Genomic DNA, 23262 nt, shown 5'->3' with positions numbered 1-23262 from the left:
CGACACATAAATGGGCAAGTGATAACAATGAAAGAATGCCATATCTCGAGTTTAGTGGTCTATTGTGCACCGGAGCGTGAGGCGTGCGTTGCCCAAGCAATAGCGCAGCTAGCCGAGGCAGAAATCTATGCCCAGGAAGGTGGTAAGTTGGTGGTGGTCATAGAAAGTACCGGAAAAAGCCATATTCTTGCCACTGTTGAAACCCTTAATAATATCGAAGGTGTGATTAATACTGCGCTTGTTTATCACCAATTCGAAGAGCTGGCTGACACAATTGACGTGTCAACCGAAGCGCACTGTGTGCAATGTGAGGACAACCAATGATGAAACTGACTCGACGTGCGTTTGTCAAAGCGAATGCTGCTGCTTCTGCTGCCGCAGTTGCTGGCATTGCATTACCCGCTTCAGCAAGCAACCTTATCGCTAGTAAAGATGTCACTAAGATCAAATGGGAAAAAGCGCCCTGTCGCTTTTGTGGTACCGGCTGTAGTGTAATGGTCGGTACCCAAGATGGCCGAGTGGTGGCAACCCAAGGCGATCCGGATTCCGAAGTGAATAAAGGTCTTAATTGTATTAAAGGCTATTTCTTATCGAAAATAATGTACGGTAAAGATCGCCTGCAAACGCCTTTACTGCGCATGAAAGATGGCCAATATGATAAAGAAGGGGACTTTACGCCCGTCAGCTGGGATCAAGCTTTTGATGTCATGGCGGATAAGTTCAAACAAGCTCTGAAAGACAAAGGCCCCACTTCGGTAGGCATGTTTGGCTCAGGTCAATGGACAGTTTGGGAAGGCTATGCTGCGGCTAAGTTAATGAAAGCGGGCTTTTTATCTAACAATATCGACCCTAATGCGCGTCACTGTATGGCATCCGCTGTGGTTGGTTTTATGCGCACCTTTGGTATTGATGAGCCAATGGGCTGTTATGACGATATTGAAGCCGCTGATGCCTTTGTGCTTTGGGGCTCAAACATGGCGGAGATGCACCCGATTCTTTGGTCTCGCCTAACGGATCGCCGCTTATCAAACCCCCATGTTAAAGTTCATGTATTATCTACCTTTGAACATCGCAGTTTTGAATTGGCTGATAACGGCATTGTATTCACACCGCAATCAGATTTAGCCATTCTAAATTACATCGCTCATTATATTATTGAAAACGACAAGGTTAACTGGGACTTTGTTAACAAGCATACCGTCTTTAAGCGCGGTGCGACCGACATAGGTTATGGTCTGCGGCCTGAGCATCCGTTACAAAAAGCGGCTAAAAATCCAGATAGCGGTGACATGACGGACATGACATTTGAGGAATACAAAGCCTTCTTGTCAGATTACACCCTAGAAAAAACCGTTGAATTATCTGGCGTGCCTGCCGAGAAATTACAAGCTCTGGCAGAGTCTTATGCCGATCCTAAGCAAAAAGTGACCTCTTTTTGGACCATGGGTTTTAACCAACACACACGCGGTGTATGGGCCAATAACTCGGTTTACAATATTCACTTATTAACAGGTAAAATTTCTGAGCCTGGTAACAGCCCATTCTCGTTAACAGGTCAACCTTCAGCCTGTGGTACCGCGCGTGAAGTGGGGACCTTTGCTCACCGTTTACCGGCTGATCTGGTGGTGATGAATCCAAAGCATCGTGCCACAGCGGAAAAAATTTGGAAGCTACCTGAGGGAACGATTCCACCTAAGCCGGGCTATCACGCGGTGCTGCAAAACCGCATGTTAAAAGACGGCAAGCTCAACGCTTACTGGGTAATGTGTAACAACAATATGCAAGCCGCGCCCAATATTAATGAAGAGGGATTACCGGGTTACCGTAATCCAGCCAACTTTATTGTTTGTAGCGATCCTTACCCAACGGTAACGGCCCAAGCCGCAGACTTAATCTTGCCTACCGCCATGTGGGTGGAAAAAGAAGGCGCTTATGGTAATGCCGAGCGTCGTACCCAATTTTGGCATCAACAAGTGTCTGCGCCAGGCCAAGCTAAGTCTGATTTATGGCAGTTAATGGAGTTCTCGAAACGCTTTAAAGTGGAAGAGGTTTGGCCACAGGAGTTAATCGATAAACAGCCTGAAGTGAAAGGTAAGACCTTATTTGATGTGTTATATCGCAACGGTAATGTGGACGCATATAGCTTAGATGAAGTGAAAGAAACCCAATTGAACGATGAAGCGCGTCATTTTGGTTTTTACGTGCAAAAGGGTTTGTTTGAAGAATACGCTCAATTTGGCCGTGGTCATGGCCATGACTTAGCGCCGTTTGATGTTTATCACCAAGTTCATGGATTACGCTGGCCTGTGGTAGATGGTAAAGAGACCTTGTGGCGTTATCGCGAAGGTTATGATCCTTATGTTAAAGCGGGCAAAGGCGTGGAGTTTTACGGCAAGCCTGATGGCAAAGCATTTATTATTGCCACGCCATTTGAGCCAGCAGCGGAAGCACCGGATCAAGAGTATGATTTATGGCTCAGCACAGGTCGAGTGCTAGAGCATTGGCACTCAGGCTCGATGACCAGAAGGGTACCTGAGCTTTATAAGGCTTTCCCTGATGCGGTGGTGTTTATGCACCCCAATGACGCGAAAAAACGTAATCTGCGTCGTGGTGATGAGATCATCATGTCCACCCGCCGCGGTGAATTACGCTCGCGGGTTGAAACGCGAGGTCGAAATCGCCCACCAGAAGGTTTGGTGTTTATGCCTTGGTTTGATGCTAAGCAGTTAACCAATAAATTAACGCTTGATGCCACGGATCCGTTATCGAAAGAAACGGACTTTAAGAAGTGCGCAGTGAAAATTGTTAAAGCGTAAACTGTCCAACGGTGGAGAATATAGAATGAAAAAACAAATAGTTGCGGCGTTTATTTTCGCCTGTACTAGTGCTTTTTTAAGCACCTCTGCGTTGGGGACACCTGAAACCAATGCGCCAGCAAACAATGGTGGTGTCGCTTCTTTGCGTGGCAATGTTGAGCTTGATACTCAACAAACGCCTGAGCAGTTAAAAAAGAACATTGCCGATCGTGGTCCCATTGAACGTCAATACGTTCATCAACCGCCAATGATCCCACACACCATACGCCATTATGAAGTGGATCTTAATGCGAATAAATGTCTGTCTTGCCATAGTTGGAAAAATGCACGCGAGTCGGGGGCGACTAAGATCAGCCCGACCCATTTTGAAACTCGTGAAGGCATGACTCTTTCAGATGTTTCACCAAGACGTTACTTCTGCTTACAGTGCCATGTACCGCAAGCCGATGCCGCGCCTTTGGTTGAGAATGAGTTTAAACCTGTTGATGCCCTTAATTAGCGATCACTATCATCACCTTGTTTAAGGGGGGAATATGTTTAAAAAAATAATCGCTTGGCTAAAACAGATATGGCTAATTATGCGTTCGCCGAGTTCGGCATCCCTAGGCTTTATTCTATTTTTGGGGTTTTTTGGCGGTATCATTTTCTGGGGTGGTTTTAACACAGGCATGGAAGCGACCAATACCGAAGCGTTTTGTTCGGGTTGTCACGCGCCAATCGTTGAAGAAATCCAAGAAACTATCCATTATTCAAACCGTTCTGGGGTAAGGGCGATCTGTTCTGATTGTCATGTACCGCATAACTGGACTGATAAAATGGTGCGCAAGGTACAAGCCAGTAAAGAGTTAGTCGCGTTTGCTATGGGCACAATAGATACGCCTGAGAAATTTTACGAGCGCCGTCGCCATTTGGCGGATCGTGAATGGGCGCGGATGAAAAAGAATAATTCGCAAGAATGTCGTAACTGTCATGAGTTTGCATTTATGGACTTCTCCGTGCAGGGGCCGCGGAGTGTGAGTATGCATTCAACAGCCTTGGCCAGTGGTGATAAAACCTGTATCGATTGCCATAAAGGCATAGCGCATAAGTTACCTGATATGCAAGGCGTAGAAGGTTGGTAATAGCTGATTGATAACCTAGCTTAAACTGAATACTTCAGATTAGGTTATCAAGTCGTTGTTATCGACATAAACAAAAAAGCGGCCGGCGCCGCTTTTTTTGTGGCTGAATTAATATTCTAATGAGAACAAAATGCGTTGGGAAAATCATGAAATTAGTGCGGTGATCTTAGCCGGTGGCAAATCGTCTCGAATGGGACAAGATAAGGCCATGTTACCCAGAGAGGGGCAGACTCAACTTGCTTATTGCTTTAATCTTTTAGCACAAATGCAGTTTGGTGAGTTGAAAGTCAGCGGTGACTATCCCGATTTCCCACATTTTGTTGATGCTGAGCCAGAGCTTGGGCCGCTAGGGGGGCTATCTGCTGCACTGCAGCAAGTAGCACCTTATTGTAAAGCCTTGCTCATTGTCCCGGTGGATATGCCATTGTTGAGCTCGTTCGATATTCGCTTTTTGTTAGAGGGGTCAAATGAACAGGGTGGCTATTATCAAGATGCCCTATTTCCAGTATTACTGGGCATTACCCCCCAGCTTAGGTCTGAGTTAAAGGATCTATTAGCCGATCCATCACCGCATAAGCGTTCGTTGCGGTCCTTGCTTAAACGACTCAATGTCCAAGTGATAGAGCCTGATATTGACCAGCAGCTGAGTCTAATGAATGCCAATACGCCCGAACAATGGCAGACATTACTTGCCAAGCAATAATTTATTTACCCTGTGTTATGATATTTTTTCGCAAATAAACCAAGAATTTAATAAGGAAACCTTATGGGACATGCCGAGAAACAATTTGAGCCTGCCAATATTGCGGTATTGACGGTATCGGATACACGCACCGAAGAAAATGATACATCGGGTGCTTACTTAGTGGATGCGCTAAAAACGGCGGGCCATAATTTAATGGCCAAAGAAATTGTGATTGATGATAAATACAAAATTCGCGCCGTGGTATCGGATTGGATAGCTGACGAAGCCATTAGTGTTATCTTAATTACAGGCGGCACAGGATTCACCGCTCGCGATACCACGCCCGAAGCTGTGTCCATTTTGTTTGATAAGCAAATTGAGGGATTTGGCGAGCTATTTCGTCATGTTTCTTATGACGAAATTGGTACATCGACCATTCAAAGTCGAGCTTTGGGCGGCTTTGCTAATCGCACCGTTATTTTCTGTATGCCGGGCTCAACCAATGCCTGTAAAACGGCTTGGACCAAGATCTTACAAGCCCAGCTAGACTCTCGCTCTAAGCCGTGTAACTTTATGCCTCATATTGGTGTGTAAACCATGTCTGAGTTTAGCCATATTAATCAACAAGGCGAAGCCCACATGGTGGATGTCAGCGATAAAGCGGTCAATGAGCGGATTGCGATTGCTGAAAGTTTTATTGTTATGTCGAGTCAGACCTTATCGCTCATTTTGTCTGGTCAACATCACAAGGGTGATGTGTTTGCAACGGCTAGAATTGCGGGCATCATGGCGGCCAAAAAAACCGCCGATTTGATCCCGCTTTGCCATCCGCTGGCGCTCACTAAAGTGACGGTTGATATTACCCCTGAGCCTGAACTAAACCGAGTTCGTATTCAGGCTTTGTGTAAATTGTCTGGCAAAACCGGGGTTGAAATGGAAGCGTTAACCGCAGCATCGATAGCAGCATTAACCATCTATGATATGTGCAAGGCGGTGCAAAAAGACATGGTGATCACCCAAACCCGATTACTAGAGAAAAAGGGTGGGAAATCCGGACATTTTAAGGGCAGTTATGATTAAAGTTGTTTTTTTCGCTAAGCTAAAAGAGCGTCTAGGTACGCAAGGTATTGAACTTGATCCTATGGGGATCGCAACTGTGGCAGATGTATTAGACGCTTTATATCAGCACTACCCTGAGTGGCAAACTGAGCTGCAATCAGGCCAATTGTTGGTGGCCATCAACCATGAAATGGCCAAGTTAACCAGCGAGGTTAAGTCCGGCGATGAACTGGCGCTCTTTCCACCGGTAACGGGAGGCTAAATGATCAAGGTGCAAACGGAAGATTTTGATATTAACCATGAATATCAAATATTAGCCAGTAAACCGGAAGCAGGGGCAATTGTCACCTTTGTTGGTTTGGTACGAGATTTAAACCTCGAGCAAAAGGTGACCGCACTGCATCTTGAGCATTACCCAGAAATGACGGAAAAAAGCCTCAGGCGCATTGTGCAACAGGCAAAGCAGCGTTGGCAGCTGATTGATGTTAGCTTGATCCATCGTGTTGGTACCTTAACGGTGAATCAGCAAATTGTGTTTGTTGGTGTGAGCAGTCAGCATCGCGGTGATGCCTTTGCAGCTTGTGAATTCATTATGGACTATTTGAAAACCCAAGCGCCATTTTGGAAAAAAGAGCACACAGATTTGGGCGAGACTTGGCTAGATGCCAATGAAAAAGATCAGCAAGCGGCAAAACGTTGGCGCTAATGCCAACGTTTTGCTTAAATAACCTGAGCTTTGGATAAGCTATATCGTATGAATAACCCGCAAAAACGCGGTGAATATATCCCTATACGCTCTGCGTTTTCATCCCTGAAAACGAAGTTTTGCTACTTATTCATACGATATTTATTGGCTGGCTCCATTAACCAGAATTGAGGTTAAGTAGCTATTTCAGCAACTAGCTCAGCAAAAAACTCAATTAAGGTAATCAGCAAATAACTCGATAGTGACCTTTTCCCCTGCGGTCACATTGCCTCTTTGTTGCTCTAAGATGATAAAGCAATTGGCTTTACTCATGCCGCTAAAGACCCCTGAGCCTTGACTGCCGGTGCTCGTGACTTCGAACTCACCTGCTGCGTTTACATGATAAATCCCGCGCTGGAAGTCGGTTCGCCCGGGTGATTTACGCAAATCATGGCTGGCTATTGCGGTTAAGCGCGTTGGCTCTTTGGGTAATGACCCCGCCATTTTTTGCATCACAGGAATGGCCAATTGACTTAATGTCACTAACGCTGATACTGGATTGCCGGGCAGGCCAAAAAAGACACTGTTGGTTAATTTACCAAACGCAAAGGGTTTACCCGGCTTGATGGCCAGTTTCCAAAAGCCAATCTCACCAATTTGTTCAAGAATATCTTTGGTGTAGTCCGCTTCACCTACCGATACGCCGCCGCTGGTGATCACCACATCGGCTTGTTGGTCGGCTTGTAAAAAGGTTTGGGTTAATTGCGCGGGCTCATCGGCGATAATACCGAAATCAATCACCTCGACATTTAATTTGCTCAACATAGCCCGCAAGCAATAGCGATTACTGTCATAGATTTGCCCTGGGGCAAGTGCAGAGCCTAGCGGCTTTAACTCATCACCGGTAGAGAAAATGGCAACCTTGAGCGGCGCGAATACGGCAAGTTTGGCAATGCCTAAAGAGGCCAGTAAGGGAATATCGCGACTGCGCAGCGTGTGTCCTTTATCAAACAAGGTTTGACCTTGGCGAATATCTTCTCCGGCAAGGCGCACATGTTGACCTAAGCGGGTGCTTTGTTGGAATGTGACTCGAGGCTCTTGCGCGGTTTGTTCAACGTGGGTGTTTTCTTGCATTTCAACCGTGTCGGCCCCTGCTGGGATGGGCGCTCCTGTCATTATTCGCACGCAAGCTCCCAAGGGTAAATCACCTGTAAAAGGAGCGCCGGCAAAAGCTTTGCCGACTAGGTTTAAGGTTTTATATTGTTCAAGATCTTGTTGGCGAAACGCATAACCATCCATCGCTGAGTTGTTAAACGGTGGCACTGACATGGGCGAATGGATTGCGCTGGCCAAGGTATAACCAATGGCTTGGTCGAGATCGATTGATAACACTTGAGTGCAAGGAGAAACGGCGGCAAGCATGTCGGCAAGTGCCGATTCAATGGGTTTTAAGCCAGGTGTATCGCAACATCCCATGAGCTAAGCTCCTTTGAAGGCTGGGTGATTAATCAAGGTAATACCCTAGCATTATGCCGCCCAAAACTCACCGAGATAAGCGCAAAGGCAATAAAATGTTAAATGTCTCGCTATACTTAGGTAAATACTTACCAAAGAGGTAGTGCTATGGACCATGAAGAAATGCAGCAAACCCAGGCTTACGATAGCGAGCAGCCAGGTTATAGCACCGAAATAAACCCGAGTGAGCAATCCAAACAAGACCTACAAGCGTACCTTGATAACCTACTTGAGGATATTTTTAGCCAGTTGCCGGGAAGTTAAAGTTGCAATCTGGACTGAAAACCTCTATTTATGCCGGATTAGTTCAGCGAAGGAAGAATGAATGTCATCTATAAATCATGCCGCTTTGGTGGTACGTGATGCTTTGGTAAGCCGAGGTCTTGAAACCCCGTTAGTTGAAACGGGATTAACCAATGACGATAAAAAGCGCCAGATAGAGCAGCATTTTAGCGCCATTATGAATCTGATGGGGTTGGACTTAAGCGATGATAGCCTAGCAGAAACCCCTCACCGCATTGCTAAAATGTATATAGACGAAATTTTTTCTGGGCTTGATTATCGCAGTTTTCCAAAAATAACTGTGATTGAAAATAAGATGAAAGTAGATGAAATGGTGCAGGTTTCAGATATTGCCTTAACCAGTACCTGTGAGCACCATTTTGTCACTATCGATGGCCGTGCTACCGTCGCTTATATTCCGAAAACCAAGGTTATCGGCTTATCAAAAATCAATCGCATCGTACGCTTTTTTGCTAGCCGACCTCAGGTACAAGAGCGCATGACCCAACAAATTTTATGTGCGTTGCAAGCCTTACTTGAAACAGACAATGTCGCAGTCACTATCGATGCGGTGCATTACTGTGTTAAAGCCCGCGGTGTTCAAGATGAATCAAGCCATACTCGCACCACCGCCCTTGGCGGAAATTTCAAGTCAAAACCTGAAACGCGTCATGAGTTTATGATGGGGATCCGTAAGTGAGCGAGCTAGCTAAGCCTCGAATTGTGATCCGCTATTGTAACTTGTGTCGTTGGCTATTGCGTGCAAGCTGGCTGTCTCAAGAATTATTGTCGACCTTTGCCGATGATTTAGGGGAAGTCGCTTTAGCCCCAGGTGATAAAGGGGAGTTTCGCATTTTTGTTAATGACCAGTTAGTGTGGTGTCGAGTGCAAGACGAGGGCTTTCCCGAAGCAAAAGTGCTTAAACAACGCGTACGGGATGTGCTATTTCCCGAGCGAGATCTTGGTCACAGCGACAAGTAAGCTTGTCGCTGGACGCACAAACTAGTTCAAGTGCGAATTGATATACCGTTGGCGTTTATTCGCTTTTAGTTGGTTTAGATCAACCAGTACTAAGCCATCAATGCAGTTACTAAAGTCCGCATCAACACTAAAATCAATGAACTTAACCCCTTCAGGATCACACACCTCACTATATTGTTTGTAGAGGGTGGGGATCGCCGCGCCCATATTGTCTAATACGGCCTTCAAGGTGATGAAATCTTGTTTGTAGTCGTTGCCGACAAACTCAACACCTAAATCTGACAGTAAATTCTCTGGAACTTGGTAGGGTACTCTGGCATTTGCTAACTCTTCACCCGCTGGAAAATACAGTAGGTAAAAATAGATTAATAAATCTTTGGCATTTTTCGGTAAGCTGTCACTCAGACTCACTGGGCCAAATAAATAGCGATAGTGCGGATTTTTAGCGATAAACGCGCCTATGCCTAACCATAAATAATCTAAACTGCGTCGACCCCAGTATTTGGGTTGCACAAAACTACGACCTAATTCTAAGCCTTGTGCAAAATAAGGTTGCATGGCTGGTTGATATTGGAACAGGGATTGGCTGTAAAGTCCTTCACAGCCATGTTGCTCCAATACCTGATCGGCTTTGGCAAAGCGGTATGCGCCGGCTATCTCCAGCTCTTGGGCATCCCATAAAATCAAATGCAGGTAGTGGCTGTCATAGTGGTCAATATCGCGTTTAGTTCCGGTACCTTCACCCACGGCGCGAAAGGAGACTTCACGGAGTCGGCCTAGCTCTCTTAAAATCGGCGAGCTTTGCTGATGTTGATACAAATAGATTTGTTTATTGTCGGGGGTAGAGCCCAGTAATTCACATTGCTCGATGGCTTGTTTTAGCGCGATGCGTGGCTCAGGATGCGCGATGGGGGATTCGGTACGAAAATAGCCATTCTTGCCTTTGGCCAAGCGGTAAGTTTGTTTTTGTAATAATTTTACCTTGGCGCTGGTGGATATTTGATCCCCTTGGTAACTGTCATAAGGGACCATTTTACCCACCGTCATTTTCACCGTATTAGCATTTTGCTTAAACATTTCTTTAACCAGTAATAGCGTCGCTAAAGGCTTGTAAAGCATTGATGTACCATAAAATAGTGCTGAGTTACGGGCTTGAATATGAATCGGTAATATGGGCGCTTGAGCGCGACTGGCAATTCTTAGAAAGCCGCTGTTCCATTTTATGTCTTTGATGCCTGTGGGTCTTAGTCTTGAAACTTCACCTGCTGGAAAAATAATGAGTGCGCCTTCTTGTTGCAGGTGATTGTGAATGTTTTGCAGATTTTCTTTAACCGTCATGCCGCCCATATTATTGACTGGGAGTAAAGTCGAGCGCAAAGGCTCAATAGACATCAGTAGTTCATTGGCAACCACTTTGACATCGGGGCGCAAACGATGGATAAATTGCAGCAGTGCTAAGCCATCAAGTGAGCCGATAGGATGGTTGGCAACGATAACGACCTTACCAGATACGGGGATGCGATCCATTTCCCTATCTGTGGTTCGGTAACTAAAGTCAAAATAATCCAGTACCTTTTCAACGAAGTCAAAACCCGTTAGGTGTGGGTATTGTTGACCAAATTCAATAAACTCTTTTTCGTGTAATAGGCGACGTAAAAAGAAGGTGATAGGTTTTCGTAACCAAGGTTTATTATTGATTTGGGGAAAGTGTTGGTTGACGACTTGATCGACTGAAAACATAAGACATCCTTCTATTGGGTAAGTGAGCGATGACTTGGCGCCAATACAAGATGATGACAATGGCAGTGAAGTTTTAGCTCAATAGTTCAAAAATAAAGCGAGGATGTGACACTAGCTTGTCAGAAATGTGGCACATTAATGACGTAACGAAGGCGTGGAGCGATGAATTAACGAGCAATAGCTGTTGCTATGAATAGCGATAAAAGGGCAAAAAAATACCCAGCAAAAGCTGGGTATAGAGATTGACGACTAATCGATAGAGCTGATTATGCGAAGTTTGCCGCAGCAAATTCCCAGTTAACCAGTGCCCAGAACGCTTTTAGGTAATCTGGACGTACGTTACGGTAATCGATGTAGTACGCGTGCTCCCATAGATCCACGGTTAGGATTGGGGTAACGCTTGCGTCAGTTAGTGGAGTCGCTGCGTTAGAAGTGTTAACGATAGCTAGGCTGCCGTCAGCATTTTTCACTAACCAAGTCCATGAAGAACCAAAGTTGTTTACAGCTTTGTCGTTTAATTCCGCTTGGAATTGAGCAAATGAACCAAAGCTTGCGTTGATTGCATCAGCTAGCGCGCCTGTTGGCTCACCGCCACCATTTGGGCTTAAACAGTTCCAGTAGAAAGTGTGGTTCCAAACTTGTGCTGCGTTATTGAATACGCCGCCTTCAGAAGTTTTAACGATCTCTTCTAGTGATTTGTTCGCTAGATCAGTACCTTCAACTAAACCATTTAGTTTAGTTACGTAAGTTTGGTGATGTTTACCGTAGTGGTAAGAAAGTGTCTCAGCAGAGATGTGTGGTTCTAGTGCATCTTGCGCGTAAGGAAGTGCTGGAAGTTCAAAAGCCATTTTTATTCTCCATTGCTCGTTATCCCTCTGTTTTTTATCAGAGGTTATTAAAATAGACGCCAACACTTTAGCCTTTTTTTGCGTATTGATCTAGATCAACGTGACGCCAAGCACGCTTTTATTTAGACTAGGCAAAAGACCCTAGATTTTTTACGTTTTTTTGTGTTGGACCTTTAAGGTAAACTAGCAAAAAAATAATGCAGTGTGAGGATAAAATGGAAACATTAGACAAGATCAAAAGCCAAATCAGCGAAAATACGATTTTATTGTATATGAAGGGCTCACCTAAGTTCCCTAGTTGTGGCTTTTCGGCTCAAGCATCACAAGCCTTAATGCAGTGTGGTGAGCAGTTTGCTTACGTAGACATCCTACAAAACCCAGATATTCGTGCTGAACTACCTAAGTATGCAAATTGGCCAACTTTCCCTCAGCTATGGGTAGAAGGTGAGCTAATTGGTGGTTGCGATATTATCCTTGAGATGTTCCAACAAGGTGAGCTACAGCCACTAATCAAACAAGCAGCTGCGAAAACGGCAGATGCCGAGTCTAGCGACGCTGAATAAGTAGACGATATGTTATAGCTAAAAAAAGCACCCTAGGGTGCTTTTTTTGTTAGTCCTGAACCACCTACTTCAGTAGGTGGTTATCATATTGGGTGAGGGGGCGCTTACAGCACCATCGCGGCAATCCAGCCAAAGATAAGCAGCGGTATATTGTAGTGGATAAAAGTAGGCACTACGGTATCCCAAATATGATCGTGCTGACCATCTGCGTTTAAGCCTGATGTTGGGCCTAGGGTTGAGTCTGATGCGGGTGAGCCTGCATCACCTAAGGCCGCAGCTGTTCCCACTAGTGCCATTGTTGCCATTGGCGAAAAACCAAATTGAATACACAGTGGCACATAAATTGTTGCGATAATAGGGATCGTCGAGAAAGAAGAGCCAATCCCCATGGTGATTAATAAGCCTACGATGAGCATAAGCATCGCAGCTAATCCCTTGTTCTCGCCAATCATTTCACCCAATGAGCTGACCAAGGTAGCCACGCCGTTGGTTTCTTTTAATACCGCAGCAAATCCCGCAGCGGCAATCATGATAAAGCCAATCATGGCCATCATTCTTACCCCTTGGGTAAAGGCGTCTTGGGTTTCGCTAAAGCGTATTACACCGCCTAAAGTGAAAATGGTGAAGCCGGCTAATGCACCCAAAATAATCGAATCAGCATAAAGCTGTAAGGTTAACGCCACTATGATAGCGATAATCGCAACCACAATATGAGTCGGATTAAACTGTTTGTTTTCTGGCTCAACGGCGAGGATTTTTTCAAGCGAATATTGGCGTGGTTTACGATAGCTAAATAAGAGCGCGATGATTAAGCCTAAAACCATGCCCGCTACAGGCAAAGCCATGGCTAATGGAAGATCAGCTGCTTGCGCTTCTAAGCCATTACCGGTTAAGTTGGTGAGTAGGATATTGTTTAAAAATATGCCACCAAAGCCCACCGGCAGCAGCATGTATGTTGCTGTTAAACCGAGGGTAATAACACAAGCTATGGCGCGTCTATCAATATTAAATTGCGCCATAACGTGTAACAAAGGCGGAATGAGTATCGGAATGAAAGCGATATGCACAGGCACTAAGTTTTGTGAACTGATAGAAACCATTAATATCGCCGCAAAAAGCACGGTTTTAAACCAAAACACATTATTGCCATTTGCGGTGCCGCCAAAGGTATTAATCACCTTTTGCGCTAATAAGTCGGTAATACCTGAGCGTGAAATCGCCACAGCAAACGCGCCGAGCATGGCATAGCTAAGAGCGATAGTTGCCCCGCCACCTAAACCACCGTTAAAAGCGGAAATGGTTTCGTTAATGGATAGACCGCCGATAAGGCCGCCGACGATAGCACTTAAGGTCAGTGAAACCACCACGTTTATCCTAAGTAAACTAAGCAGCAGCATCAAGCTGACGGCAATAACAACCGAGTTCATGAAATGTCCTTGTAAATGTTGTGTTGTCCAGGGCAAAAGCTCTTTGGCTTTCTTTCCTGAGGAATGTCTAAGGTGGTGGATGATATCAGAGTTATACGCGAAGGCTTTGACTAATTATGCAACTCTTGACTATTCTCAAGTGTTTTTGTGGCGAATGTAGTATCCCAAGGTGCCCGTGATCAGCTTAAGCGACTTACCTGTTAGCGCTCTTCGCGCTTGGGCACCTTAGAAATGATGTTTTACCATCCGAAACTGATTGCTAGTTCGGTGTTTTGCTTAAGCTTCACTGTTTAGCAGTGGCCAACCACCTAGGGCTTTCCATTTGTTTACCATGTAGCAGAAAAGTTCGGCGGTTTTTTCGGTATCGTATAATGCACTGTGAGCCGCTTTATTATCAAACGCGATATTGGCTGTTTTACATGCTTTTGCTAATACGGTTTGGCCTAAAGTTAGCCCAGCTAAGGTGGCGGTGTCAAAGCTTGCAAAGGGATGAAAAGGTGTGCGTTTGAGTCCGGTGCGCTCGATGGCTGCATTGACAAAGCCCATATCAAATGCGGCATTGTGCGCCACCATAATGGAGCGATTACAACCGTGTGCTTTTTGCTCTTTGCGGATCACTTTAAAGATTTCATGCAAGGCTTCGTATTCACTGACCGCGCCGCGCAGCGGGCTATGCGGATCGATACCATTAAACTCTAGCGCAGCAGGTTCAAGGTTAGCGCCTTCAAAAGGCGCTACATTAAAGTGTAAGGTTTTGCTTGGCAGTAACCAGCCATCTTTATCCATTGTCGTCAGTACGGCTGCGATTTCTAATAGCGCGTCACCACGAGGATTAAAGCCAGCGGTTTCAACATCAATAACAACAGGGAAATAGCCGCGAAAACGTTTAGCTAATAGCGAGTCGCTGATTTTGGTTTCTTGGGTCATAGTTAAAGCTAGCTAGTGGAAAAGCGGCTAATTATGCCAGAATTTTTGTGATGTCGCTGGAAAATATATTAAAGGATGCGCTCAGAGCGCCGATACAAGGATTAAGCTGGTTTGAGCTGGCTGGATATTGTCGCAAAATGCACCATTAAGTGGACAGTAAGTTATGGCGAATTGGAAATACCTGATCATGTTAATGTTGTCGCCCGCAGCATTGGCATCTAACAAAATTTACACAGCAGATCTTACCAACTCTATTTGGGAAGTGACCAAGTCCAATCCAATCGAATGTACTTTAGATCACAATATTCCACGTTTTGGTCATGCTCGTTTTACCGTGCGTGCCAGTAAATCCGTTAATTTGGATTTTGATTTAGACGGCCGCCGTGAAACACCGGCCACGCGCCAAGTGACGCTACGTTCGGTGCCTCCCTCTTGGCGCCCCGGTGTTGCCGCTGACGATATTACCTTAGCTCAATTTCATGAAGGATTTGACGGCTATATCAACGGTCAAAGCGCTTGGGCCATGCTCAATGAGCTAGAAGACGGGCATTTTCCAACCTTTATCTTCCAAGACTGGTACAACCGTGACCGAGTGACTCAAGTGGCGTTATCGGCGGTTAATTTTAGACAAAAATATCAAGATTTTACTGATTGTGTTGCGGGTTTGCTGCCTTATAGCTTTGACGATATTTCATTCAGTATTTTAAATTATGTCAAAAATGGCAGTGAATTAACCCGCCATTCTAAGCAAAGATTGCAAATGATAGGGGAATATTTGCGCCATGATGAAGCGGTGAATATCATTTTAATAGATGGTTATTCGGACAGTTATGGCGGTCGATGGGGCAATCAACAATTATCTGAAAAGCGCGCCAACAGCGTTAAAACATACTTAACCGAGCTAGGGGTTGATCCGGCAAAGTTTACCGTTGAAGGTCACGGTGAAAAACGTCATATAGCGGATAACCGCTCCGATGTGCAGCGGCCAAAAAACCGCAGAGTGGTTATATCCATTGGCCGCGAAGAAATCTAAGCCATTCTCTACCTGATTCTTTAACCGTGTTGACCCGCAATATGCGGGTCTTTTTTTGCATTGAAACTGCTATTAACCATAGCTTTGTTACTGTCCATAACGCGACAGCCAAGCTTGTTCAAGTTGGTTTACCCAACTTGGATGTGGCTCCAATAATATTTTGCCCAATGATTGTTCGGGTAAGCTGGCAGGGTGGCGCTGCGCTTGATTAAACAAAGCCTGTTGTTCGGGCGATAACTTAGCCATGCTTAGAACGGTGGGGTCGCCCCAAATGGCAGGATCGGCTTTGCGAGCTTGCGCTAGTGGTGACATTAAAAAATTGGCAAAGACCTGCGCCGCTGCAGTTTGGCTTGCATTAAATGGAATCGCAAGGAAATGGGTGTTGCCTAAGCTGCCCTGACTGTGGACATAGGATCTTACGCTGTCGGGTAACTCGTCGTTACTGATGCTGTTCGCAGCATCATTGGGATTAAAGCTAAAGGCAATGCTTATTTCACCGTCATTTAGTTTGGCCTTTAATTGGGCTTGGCTAATGACAAATGTTTGGCCTTTACGCCACATTAATGGGTGAAGCTGATCTAGGTATTGCCACAGTGGCGCCGTTACTTGATCAAAATCAGCTAGGCTGACGTCTTGATAAAGGGCCGGATTGGCTTGAGTCGTTTCGATTAATGCCTGTTTAACAAAGGTTAAGCCGTGAAAGTCAGGGATTTTCGGGTAACTAAATTGGCCAGGGTGCTGCTTTAAATAGGCGAGTAAAGCGGCCATCGAATCAGGAAATTCCTTAACCCTTTGCTGGTCGGCCATAAACACCAATTGTGCCATGCCCCAAGGTGCTTCAAGCCCATCAACCGGCACCGTAAAATCCGCGGCGATGGAAGGCTTTTCATTGCTGTCGGTCAATGCCATATTTGGCAGGTGTTGAGTGAAAGGTCCAAATAGCAGTTGCTGTTGCTTCATTGCCGCAAAGTTTTCACCGTTAATCCAGACCAAATCTACCTTGCCTTGATTAAGGTTGCCTGCGGTTTTTTCCGCTAAAACTTGGTTAACCACCGTCCCCGTATCGGCCACTTTGACATGCACTACCTCAATGTCATAGCGGTGTTTGGCTTCGTCTGCTGCCCATTGAATGTAATCATTGATGGATTGCGCGCCGCCCCAGGCATAAAAATAGAGGGTGTTGCCCTTGGCTTGTTGCTCTAGCTCTGACCAACTTGTGGCCTGAGTGAGGCTCTGATGCCCTAATAATAAACATAAACAATAAACCAGGTTGACGAGATAACGCATGCTGTACTCCTAAGTAAGGTTTAAGTTGTCACCGTGTCGAGTGCTATCGCAATGATTGTAGCTAATTTATTGAATAAATGGGGGTTAATTGCGCTAAGCTGAGATCTCGAGTGTGAGCGTAGCGGTTAAGGTTGTTGGTTCTTCCTGCTTTTTGTTGGCTGTTGGCATTGCCTTGAACAATGGATTGGGGCAGTAACGATGCCAGTTGTTGCTGCAAAAGACGCTCTAACTCGAGTTCAAGCATCAGTATATTTTGATAAGCGCATGGCGAGGATAGCCCTTTTAATTGCTTACGACGCAGGCGATAGGGCCGTAAAATACGCCGCTCAAATTGTTCAGCATGCTGGTTTAGCTCATACCAAGTTGCTTGAGGTAGCAGAAGATGGTGTTGGTCTAAATACAATGCCAGCAGAAGTAAGTTGACGCTAACCCCGTCACTTTCTTGCAGGCTTAACAGCAAAGGCGTCCGGTTTGAATTGTAGAGGCGCTCACAGCGCTGCCACAACGCCTTAATTGGATTGGTCATCTTTTGTTTCGGGCTCTGCTGATTCCCTGTCGGGCACGATATCACTGCAACAACTGCTGTTGTGCACTTGCTCTATCCACAATGCAAGCTCTTCTTCGGATATGGGTTTTTTATTCATTTATGACCTAATTCAATGTTATTTTGCGCTCTATGTTACACAGTTTTTTTACCGTTTATTAAAATAAATTTGAGTCAAACTGGCGCGATTGTTAAAGTCGGCAGCAGTTTAATAATGGTTTCAGACAAGAGCAGAAAAAATGATCGAAAAAAATACCGTAGTACAATTCTCTTACGAGTTAACCGACGCTGATGGCACGCTGCTAGAAACAAGCAATGGTCAACCGATTGCTTACCTACATGGCCAAAACAACATGTTGGCAGGTATTGAAGCAGCACTTGAAGGGAAAGCGCAAGGCGATGAAGTTAAGGTTACCTTAGCGCCAAAAGATTCATACGGTGAACGTCAAGAAGATGCGCTACAGCGTATTCCAGTGAAACACCTTCAAGGTGCTAATAAATGGCAACCGGGTATGATAGCGCAAGTGAACACAGACAATGGTCCTCGCCAAGTCACTGTGGTAAAAGTGGGTAAATTCATGATCACGGTTGATACCAATCATCCGTTTGCTGGCAAAACCCTGACATTTGATATGAAGGTAACCGGCGTGCGCCCAGCTACCGAAGAAGAGATTGCGCATAAGCACGCTCACGGTGAAGGTGGTCACCAACATTAATCTGCTATTAGATTAAGGAGCTGCGGCTCCTTTTTTACAACCTTGCTTAGAGTCTTACTGCTGGGGCTAGCTGACCTTGGCGATGACTTATTTTGCTCATATCATGACTCAAAACGCGTTATAAATTACACTTGGTGCAAATGCACGTATGGAGAAAATCATGTCAACTACCTCTTTAACTATTACTCGCCCTGATGATTGGCACGTTCACCTTCGTGATGGTGAGGCATTGGCAGACACTACCCGTGATATTAGCCGCTATATGGGGCGAGCTATTATCATGCCAAATTTAGTGCCACCGGTGACAGATACAGCTGCCGCACTTGCCTATCGTGAACGTATTATGAGCCATAACAAGAGTGCGACATTTGAGCCCTTGATGGTGTTATATCTCACCGATAACACCACAGCGGATGAGATCCGTAAAGCCAAAGCAAGTGGCAAGGTGTATGCTGCTAAGCTCTATCCAGCGGGTGCGACAACTAACTCAGACTCAGGCGTTACCTCTGTCGATAACATTGTTGATGCTATCGCGGCGATGGAAGAAGTAGGGATGTTGTTGCTAGTACATGGCGAAGTGACACATCATGATATTGATATCTTTGATCGTGAAGCGGTGTTTATTGAGCAAGTGATGAAGCCATTGGTTACCCGCTTTCCAAACTTGAAAATAGTGATGGAGCATATTACCACCAAGCAAGCCGCTGAGTTCGTTGCTCAGGCTAGCGAGAATGTGGCAGCAACCATTACTGCTCATCATTTACTGTATAATCGCAATCACATGCTCGTGGGCGGCATTAAACCGCATTTTTATTGTTTGCCGATCCTTAAACGTAACATTCATCAGCAAGCATTATTGGAAGCCGCGACCAGTGGTAATAAGAAATTCTTTTTAGGCACGGATTCAGCGCCTCATGCTCAAGGCGCGAAAGAATCAGCTTGTGGCTGTGCGGGCTCATATACTGCGCATGCAGCGATTGAGCTTTATGCCGAAGCCTTTGAAATGATGGATGCATTGGAAAATCTAGAAGCATTTGCAAGCTTCAATGGCCCAGATTTTTATGGTTTACCTCGTAACCAAGACACCATCACCTTAGTTAAAGAAGAGTGGCAGGTTCCTGAATCGATGGCATTTGGCTCAGCTAAAGTTGTGCCAATTAAAGCCGGCGATACCATCTCTTGGCAAGTTAAGGCATAGCCCTAGAGCCTGCATCTTGTATGATGCAGGCTCTTTTCAACCTTTTTATCTAGTCATTCTTAGTTTGATGGCCATTAAATGAATGCCATGAAACCCGCAAAACTGCCCCCCAGAATTAAGCTGCAATAACAAATTACGCGATAAATGAAATGGCCTTGGTAACTTCCAAGGGCGTATAAGCTGAGAAGTAAACTAAAGGCGGCGCAGAGTAAATAACCTCGTCCATTTGTTCTATCATTAAACATGGACAGAAATGTTTCTCGGCTAAGCAATTGAGATTGGCTCAAGGTGGTCGATATGTCTATCCAACCATAGCAAAAAATGCCAGTTGCTAGGATAAACATAATCAACACGGCTGCAGGGTGCGCTTTTAAACCGGTAAATGTAAGGTCTCGCATTAGGTAATACCAACAAAAATTACTGAAGTGATTGGGTTTAGCAGTAAAGATAATTTACTTATACTAGAATGCTAATAAGCGTGTCGTGCGCATAATAGCGAATAATTTACTACAGAGGTAGGCATGGCGACCATTCTTGATTCCGTTGATCAGCGAACCCAGTTAGTCGGTGAAAACCGACTTGAGCTATTAATGTTCCGCTTACAAAGCTCACAGTTGTTTGCCATCAATGTGTTTAAGGTGAAAGAAGTGGTGAAATTGCCGCCTCTTAATTCATTACCCAACTCTCATCCTAAGGTATGCGGTGTTGCGACTTTGCGCGGCCACAGTATTCCAGTGATTAATTTACGTGAAGCAATAGGAATGAGGCCGCTTCCGATTGATGAGGAATGCAATTTGATCATCACGGAATATAACCGAACGGTGCAGGGTTTTTTGGTCGGTAAAGTGGAAAACATCGTTAACTTAACGTGGCAAAATATTATGCCGCCGCCAAATACCGTAGGCAAAGCACATTATTTAACCGCCATAACAAAAGTTGATCATGAAGATCAGCAAAAGCTAGTTGAAATTATTGATGTCGAAAAAGTGTTAGCTGAAATCGTAACCTATAACATCGAAATTTCAGAAGGCACATTAGATGCGGAAATAGTCAACGAATTTGTAGGGCGTAAGGTGCTTCATGCCGATGATTCGCCCACGGCAAGGCGTCAAGTTTCGGATACCTTAGAGCAGCTAGGCCTTGAAGTAATCGGAGTGGAGAACGGCATGGAAGCGCTGAAGTTGCTTAAGCGCTGGTGTGATGAAGGCAAAACAGTGACCGATGAAATATTATTATTAATTACTGATGCTGAAATGCCCGTGATGGATGGCTACAAGTTGACTTATGAGATACGAAACGACCCCAGAATGAGCGATTTATATATCGCACTGAATACTTCATTAAGTGGCAGCTTTAATAATGCCATGGTAGAAAAAGTGGGCTGCGATGCCTTTATTTCTAAATTTCAACCCGATTTACTGGTAGAGGTTGCTCAAACCCGCTTGAAGCAAGTTTTAGGTAAGGAGTAGGCCGCTTGCGGTTGCATTAACTGAGTTTTTGCTGCAATTATCGACGCAATTACACCGTTAATGCGACTATCTTCACTAATTGTCCCATTTGTATTCTCGACTATGGGGCAATCCATCGCTATAATGCCGCGTCAAATTCTAGGTTAGCACCTATTAAAACATATCATTTTGTAAGGTAGGCCTTGCCTATCTTGACTTTTTAGCAATAAAAGGTAGTTTGCTACCTTTTGAAAGATAGATTTCGGCCAGCCAGCGCCGAACAGAATTGAGGTAATATAATGCAAGCTTCTGTAGAGACGACTCAAGGACTAGAACGCCGTCTGACTATCACCGTACCAGGTGAAAACTTCGATAAAGAATTAGACAGCCGTTTACGTCAACTAGCAAGAACACAGCGTATCGACGGTTTCCGTCCTGGTAAAGTACCTGCGAAAGTAATCAAGAAGCGTTTTGGTGCCGCTGTTTCTAACGAAGTTGCTGGCGAGCTGATGCAGCGTAATTTCTTTGAAGCTATTATGGCTGAAAAACTAAACCCAGCGGGCGCTCCAGCGTTAACGCCAAACGAGCGTAAAGAAGGTGAAGATTTCACTTTCGTAGCGACTTTTGAAGTTTACCCAGAAGTAACGCTAGCGGATTTTGCGGAGCTAGAAGTTGAGAAAAAAGTAGCTTCAGTAACCGATGCAGACCTAGATAACATGCTAGTGACGCTACAAAAGCAACACGCTAAATGGGTTGAAGTAGACACAGCTGCTGATGACGAAAACCAAGTAACTATCGACTTCGTTGGCTCTATCGACGGTGAAGAGTTTGATGGCGGTAAAGCAGAAGGCTTCAAACTAGCAATCGGCTCTGGCCGCATGATCCCAGGCTTTGAAGAAGGCGTTAAAGGTAAAAAAGCAGGCGAGTCATTTGAAATCGATGTGACTTTCCCTGAAGAATACCACGCTGAAAACCTAAAAGGTAAAGCGGCTAAATTTGCCATCACTGTATCTAAAGTTGAAGCGCTAGAGCTACCAGAAGTAAACGAAGAGTTCGTGAAGAAGTTTGGTGTTGCTAGCGGCGACCTAGAAGAGCTAAAAGCTGAAGTTAAGAAAAACATGACGCGTGAGCTTGAGCAAACACTGAAAAACACAGTGAAAGAGCAAGTACTTGATGCAGTTGTAAATGCAAACGACATCGAAGTGCCAAAAGCGTTAGTAGCAAGTGAAGTAAACGTACTTCGTCAGCAAGCAATGCAGCGTTTTGGTGGTCAAATTGACCCTAAAAATATGCCTGAACTACCTGCTGAATTGTTCGAAGAACAAGCTGTTCGTCGCGTAAAAGTTGGTCTATTACTAGGTGAAGTGATTCGTTCTAACGAGCTAAAAGTTGACGAAGCGCGTGTAGACGCTATTATCGAAAATGCAGCATCTGCTTATGAAGATCCAGCTGAAGTAGTGGCTTACTACAAAGGCAACAAAGAAGCACTGCAAAACATTCAAAACGTAGCATTAGAAGAGCAAGCGGTTGACTTCGTTCTAGAAAAAGCGAAAGTGGTGGAAAAAGAAGCAACTTTCGACGAAGTAATGAATAAAGCAGCGGCAAACGCATAATAGATTTGACATCTAGTCTAATCTAATCATTATAATGGCTCGTGTGACTGTTCACCCGAGCCATTTTTGTTTAAGGATAATCATCTATGTCGAGAGGCTTTGATAATATGTTTGATACGCCAAGTAACGCACTTGTCCCTATGGTCATAGAGCAAACAGCCAAAGGTGAGCGCTCTTTTGATATTTATTCTCGCTTGCTAAAAGAACGAGTGATTTTTCTAACCGGTCCGGTTGAAGATCATATGGCGAATTTGGTGGTGGCTCAATTACTGTTTCTTGAATCAGAAAACCCTGACAAAGATATCTTCCTTTATATTAATTCACCAGGTGGCTCAATCAGTGCGGGTATGTCTATTTACGACACCATGCAGTTTATCAAGCCTGACGTTAGTACTGTTTGTATGGGGATGGCTGCCAGTATGGGCGCGTTCTTACTTGCAGGTGGTGCAGCGGGTAAGCGTCATGTGCTACCTAACGCTAAGGTAATGATTCACCAACCATTAGGTGGATTCCAAGGCCAAGCGTCAGATATCGAAATCCATGCTCAAGAGATTATTCGCATCAAGCGTAAAATGAATGAATTATTAGCTGAGCACACCGGTCAAGAATACGATGTGATTGCACGTGATACTGACCGTGATAACTTCATGACGGCTCAGCAAGCAGTAGACTATGGGTTAGTGGACTCCATTCTGCAGCGTCGAGACTAAATCAAGACGATGCCTCATGACTAAGTCAAGACTAAGTCATGATTAAGCATTTACCCGGTAAATG

At 44.9% G+C, this 23262-nt stretch carries 28 protein-coding genes; 19 read left to right on the top strand and 9 right to left on the bottom strand.

The genetic code is table 11. The features are described 5' to 3' along the window. The first annotated feature begins 27 nt into the window (after positions 1-27). The 9 genes from ACK8OT_RS03030 (at position 28) to moaE (ending at position 6387) form a co-directional block, all read left to right on the top strand. Positions 28-324, top strand: coding sequence for a chaperone NapD (locus tag ACK8OT_RS03030; RefSeq protein ID WP_410195026.1), 297 nt, complete (start codon positions 28-30; stop codon positions 322-324). Next, positions 324-2816 (top strand): nitrate reductase catalytic subunit NapA, encoded by a 2493-nt coding sequence (gene napA / locus ACK8OT_RS03025; protein ID WP_410195070.1) that lies wholly within the window; start codon positions 324-326, stop codon positions 2814-2816. The genes ACK8OT_RS03030 and napA overlap by 1 nt, the downstream gene beginning before the upstream one ends. Before the next feature lie 25 nt (positions 2817-2841). Further along, entirely contained in the window at positions 2842-3315 is a 474-nt protein-coding gene (locus ACK8OT_RS03020) for a nitrate reductase cytochrome c-type subunit (RefSeq protein ID WP_410195025.1), read from the top strand. A 79-nt stretch (positions 3316-3394) separates the two neighbouring features. Beyond that, positions 3395-3937, top strand: a complete 543-nt coding sequence (locus tag ACK8OT_RS03015) for a NapC/NirT family cytochrome c (RefSeq protein ID WP_410195069.1) — start codon at positions 3395-3397, stop codon at positions 3935-3937. A gap of 130 nt (positions 3938-4067) precedes the next feature. Beyond that, positions 4068-4640 (top strand): molybdenum cofactor guanylyltransferase, encoded by a 573-nt coding sequence (gene mobA, locus ACK8OT_RS03010; protein ID WP_410195024.1) that lies wholly within the window; start codon positions 4068-4070, stop codon positions 4638-4640. A gap of 63 nt (positions 4641-4703) precedes the next feature. After that, positions 4704-5216: a molybdenum cofactor biosynthesis protein B gene (gene moaB / locus ACK8OT_RS03005; RefSeq protein WP_410195023.1), complete on the top strand. Its 513-nt coding sequence runs from the start codon at positions 4704-4706 to the stop codon at positions 5214-5216. Positions 5217-5219: 3 nt separating this feature from the next. Further along, on the top strand, positions 5220-5702 hold the full coding sequence (gene moaC / locus ACK8OT_RS03000; protein ID WP_410195022.1) for a cyclic pyranopterin monophosphate synthase MoaC: 483 nt from the start codon (positions 5220-5222) through the stop codon (positions 5700-5702). Continuing rightward, entirely contained in the window at positions 5695-5943 is a 249-nt protein-coding gene (locus ACK8OT_RS02995; protein WP_410195021.1) for a MoaD/ThiS family protein, read from the top strand. Before moaC ends, ACK8OT_RS02995 begins: the two co-directional genes overlap by 8 nt. After that, on the top strand, positions 5944-6387 hold the full coding sequence (moaE, locus tag ACK8OT_RS02990; protein ID WP_410195020.1) for a molybdopterin synthase catalytic subunit MoaE: 444 nt from the start codon (positions 5944-5946) through the stop codon (positions 6385-6387). 210 nt (positions 6388-6597) lie between these two features. Here the strand turns inward: moaE and moeA are convergent, their stop codons facing one another. After that, entirely contained in the window at positions 6598-7842 is a 1245-nt protein-coding gene (gene moeA / locus ACK8OT_RS02985; RefSeq protein ID WP_410195019.1) for a molybdopterin molybdotransferase MoeA, read from the bottom strand. A gap of 147 nt (positions 7843-7989) precedes the next feature. Between moeA and ACK8OT_RS02980 the strand changes: the two genes are divergently transcribed. The 3 genes from ACK8OT_RS02980 to ACK8OT_RS02970 all read left to right on the top strand — a co-directional run bounded on the left by ACK8OT_RS02980 (position 7990) and on the right by ACK8OT_RS02970 (position 9144). Beyond that, positions 7990-8145 (top strand): hypothetical protein, encoded by a 156-nt coding sequence (locus tag ACK8OT_RS02980; protein ID WP_410195018.1) that lies wholly within the window; start codon positions 7990-7992, stop codon positions 8143-8145. A 61-nt stretch (positions 8146-8206) separates the two neighbouring features. Continuing rightward, positions 8207-8863, top strand: a complete 657-nt coding sequence (folE, locus tag ACK8OT_RS02975; protein ID WP_410195017.1) for a GTP cyclohydrolase I FolE — start codon at positions 8207-8209, stop codon at positions 8861-8863. Continuing rightward, positions 8860-9144 carry an Rdx family protein gene (locus ACK8OT_RS02970; protein WP_410195016.1) on the top strand — a complete coding sequence of 95 codons (285 nt, stop codon included), beginning with the start codon at positions 8860-8862 and terminating at the stop codon, positions 9142-9144. The genes folE and ACK8OT_RS02970 overlap by 4 nt, the downstream gene beginning before the upstream one ends. A gap of 21 nt (positions 9145-9165) precedes the next feature. On the opposite strand, the gene olsF is transcribed toward ACK8OT_RS02970, so the two are convergent. Both olsF and sodB read right to left on the bottom strand, forming a co-directional pair. Then, positions 9166-10884 carry a bifunctional ornithine lipid synthase OlsF gene (olsF, locus tag ACK8OT_RS02965; RefSeq protein WP_410195015.1) on the bottom strand — a complete coding sequence of 573 codons (1719 nt, stop codon included), beginning with the start codon at positions 10882-10884 and terminating at the stop codon, positions 9166-9168. 266 nt (positions 10885-11150) lie between these two features. After that, positions 11151-11732: a superoxide dismutase [Fe] gene (gene sodB, locus ACK8OT_RS02960; protein WP_410195014.1), complete on the bottom strand. Its 582-nt coding sequence runs from the start codon at positions 11730-11732 to the stop codon at positions 11151-11153. A 215-nt stretch (positions 11733-11947) separates the two neighbouring features. Between sodB and ACK8OT_RS02955 the strand changes: the two genes are divergently transcribed. After that, positions 11948-12295 carry a Grx4 family monothiol glutaredoxin gene (locus tag ACK8OT_RS02955; RefSeq protein WP_410195013.1) on the top strand — a complete coding sequence of 116 codons (348 nt, stop codon included), beginning with the start codon at positions 11948-11950 and terminating at the stop codon, positions 12293-12295. A gap of 104 nt (positions 12296-12399) precedes the next feature. On the opposite strand, the gene ACK8OT_RS02950 is transcribed toward ACK8OT_RS02955, so the two are convergent. Then, positions 12400-13722 carry a Na+/H+ antiporter family protein gene (locus tag ACK8OT_RS02950; protein WP_410195012.1) on the bottom strand — a complete coding sequence of 441 codons (1323 nt, stop codon included), beginning with the start codon at positions 13720-13722 and terminating at the stop codon, positions 12400-12402. 276 nt (positions 13723-13998) lie between these two features. Further along, positions 13999-14649 carry a ribonuclease T gene (gene rnt, locus ACK8OT_RS02945; RefSeq protein WP_410195011.1) on the bottom strand — a complete coding sequence of 217 codons (651 nt, stop codon included), beginning with the start codon at positions 14647-14649 and terminating at the stop codon, positions 13999-14001. 163 nt (positions 14650-14812) lie between these two features. Between rnt and ACK8OT_RS02940 the strand changes: the two genes are divergently transcribed. Continuing rightward, positions 14813-15682: a flagellar protein MotY gene (locus ACK8OT_RS02940; RefSeq protein ID WP_410195010.1), complete on the top strand. Its 870-nt coding sequence runs from the start codon at positions 14813-14815 to the stop codon at positions 15680-15682. An 87-nt stretch (positions 15683-15769) separates the two neighbouring features. Here ACK8OT_RS02940 and ACK8OT_RS02935 read toward each other — a convergent pair whose 3' ends face one another. The 3 genes from ACK8OT_RS02935 to ACK8OT_RS02925 all read right to left on the bottom strand — a co-directional run bounded on the left by ACK8OT_RS02935 (position 15770) and on the right by ACK8OT_RS02925 (position 17613). Beyond that, complete coding sequence (locus ACK8OT_RS02935; RefSeq protein ID WP_410195009.1) at positions 15770-16969, bottom strand: ABC transporter substrate-binding protein; 1200 nt, start codon at positions 16967-16969, stop codon at positions 15770-15772. A 61-nt stretch (positions 16970-17030) separates the two neighbouring features. After that, positions 17031-17495, bottom strand: coding sequence for a DUF2390 domain-containing protein (locus tag ACK8OT_RS02930; protein ID WP_410195008.1), 465 nt, complete (start codon positions 17493-17495; stop codon positions 17031-17033). After that, positions 17479-17613: a hypothetical protein gene (locus tag ACK8OT_RS02925; RefSeq protein ID WP_410195007.1), complete on the bottom strand. Its 135-nt coding sequence runs from the start codon at positions 17611-17613 to the stop codon at positions 17479-17481. Before ACK8OT_RS02925 ends, ACK8OT_RS02930 begins: the two co-directional genes overlap by 17 nt. 139 nt (positions 17614-17752) lie before the next feature. Between ACK8OT_RS02925 and ACK8OT_RS02920 the strand changes: the two genes are divergently transcribed. Both ACK8OT_RS02920 and pyrC read left to right on the top strand, forming a co-directional pair. Continuing rightward, a complete protein-coding gene (locus ACK8OT_RS02920) occupies positions 17753-18229 on the top strand; it encodes an FKBP-type peptidyl-prolyl cis-trans isomerase (RefSeq protein ID WP_410195006.1) in 477 nt (158 codons plus the stop codon). A 160-nt stretch (positions 18230-18389) separates the two neighbouring features. After that, a complete protein-coding gene (pyrC, locus tag ACK8OT_RS02915; protein ID WP_410195005.1) occupies positions 18390-19427 on the top strand; it encodes a dihydroorotase in 1038 nt (345 codons plus the stop codon). Positions 19428-19501: 74 nt separating this feature from the next. Here pyrC and ACK8OT_RS02910 read toward each other — a convergent pair whose 3' ends face one another. Then, positions 19502-19825, bottom strand: coding sequence for a hypothetical protein (locus ACK8OT_RS02910; RefSeq protein WP_410195004.1), 324 nt, complete (start codon positions 19823-19825; stop codon positions 19502-19504). A gap of 123 nt (positions 19826-19948) precedes the next feature. Here ACK8OT_RS02910 and ACK8OT_RS02905 point away from each other — a divergent pair, with 123 nt between their 5' ends. The 3 genes from ACK8OT_RS02905 (at position 19949) to clpP (ending at position 23198) form a co-directional block, all read left to right on the top strand. Beyond that, entirely contained in the window at positions 19949-20896 is a 948-nt protein-coding gene (locus tag ACK8OT_RS02905; protein WP_410195003.1) for a chemotaxis protein CheV, read from the top strand. Between the two features lie 278 nt (positions 20897-21174). After that, positions 21175-22488, top strand: coding sequence for a trigger factor (tig, locus tag ACK8OT_RS02900; protein WP_410195002.1), 1314 nt, complete (start codon positions 21175-21177; stop codon positions 22486-22488). A gap of 86 nt (positions 22489-22574) precedes the next feature. Further along, positions 22575-23198, top strand: coding sequence for an ATP-dependent Clp endopeptidase proteolytic subunit ClpP (gene clpP, locus ACK8OT_RS02895; RefSeq protein WP_285229707.1), 624 nt, complete (start codon positions 22575-22577; stop codon positions 23196-23198). Positions 23199-23262 lie beyond the last annotated feature (64 nt).

This window comes from Motilimonas thetidivivens (assembly GCF_046452435.1).
Classification (GTDB): domain Bacteria; phylum Pseudomonadota; class Gammaproteobacteria; order Enterobacterales; family CBDFNC01; genus Motilimonas.
The sequence above is the reverse complement of the archived record's forward strand: the minus strand, read 5'-3'. Positions and strand labels throughout refer to the sequence as shown.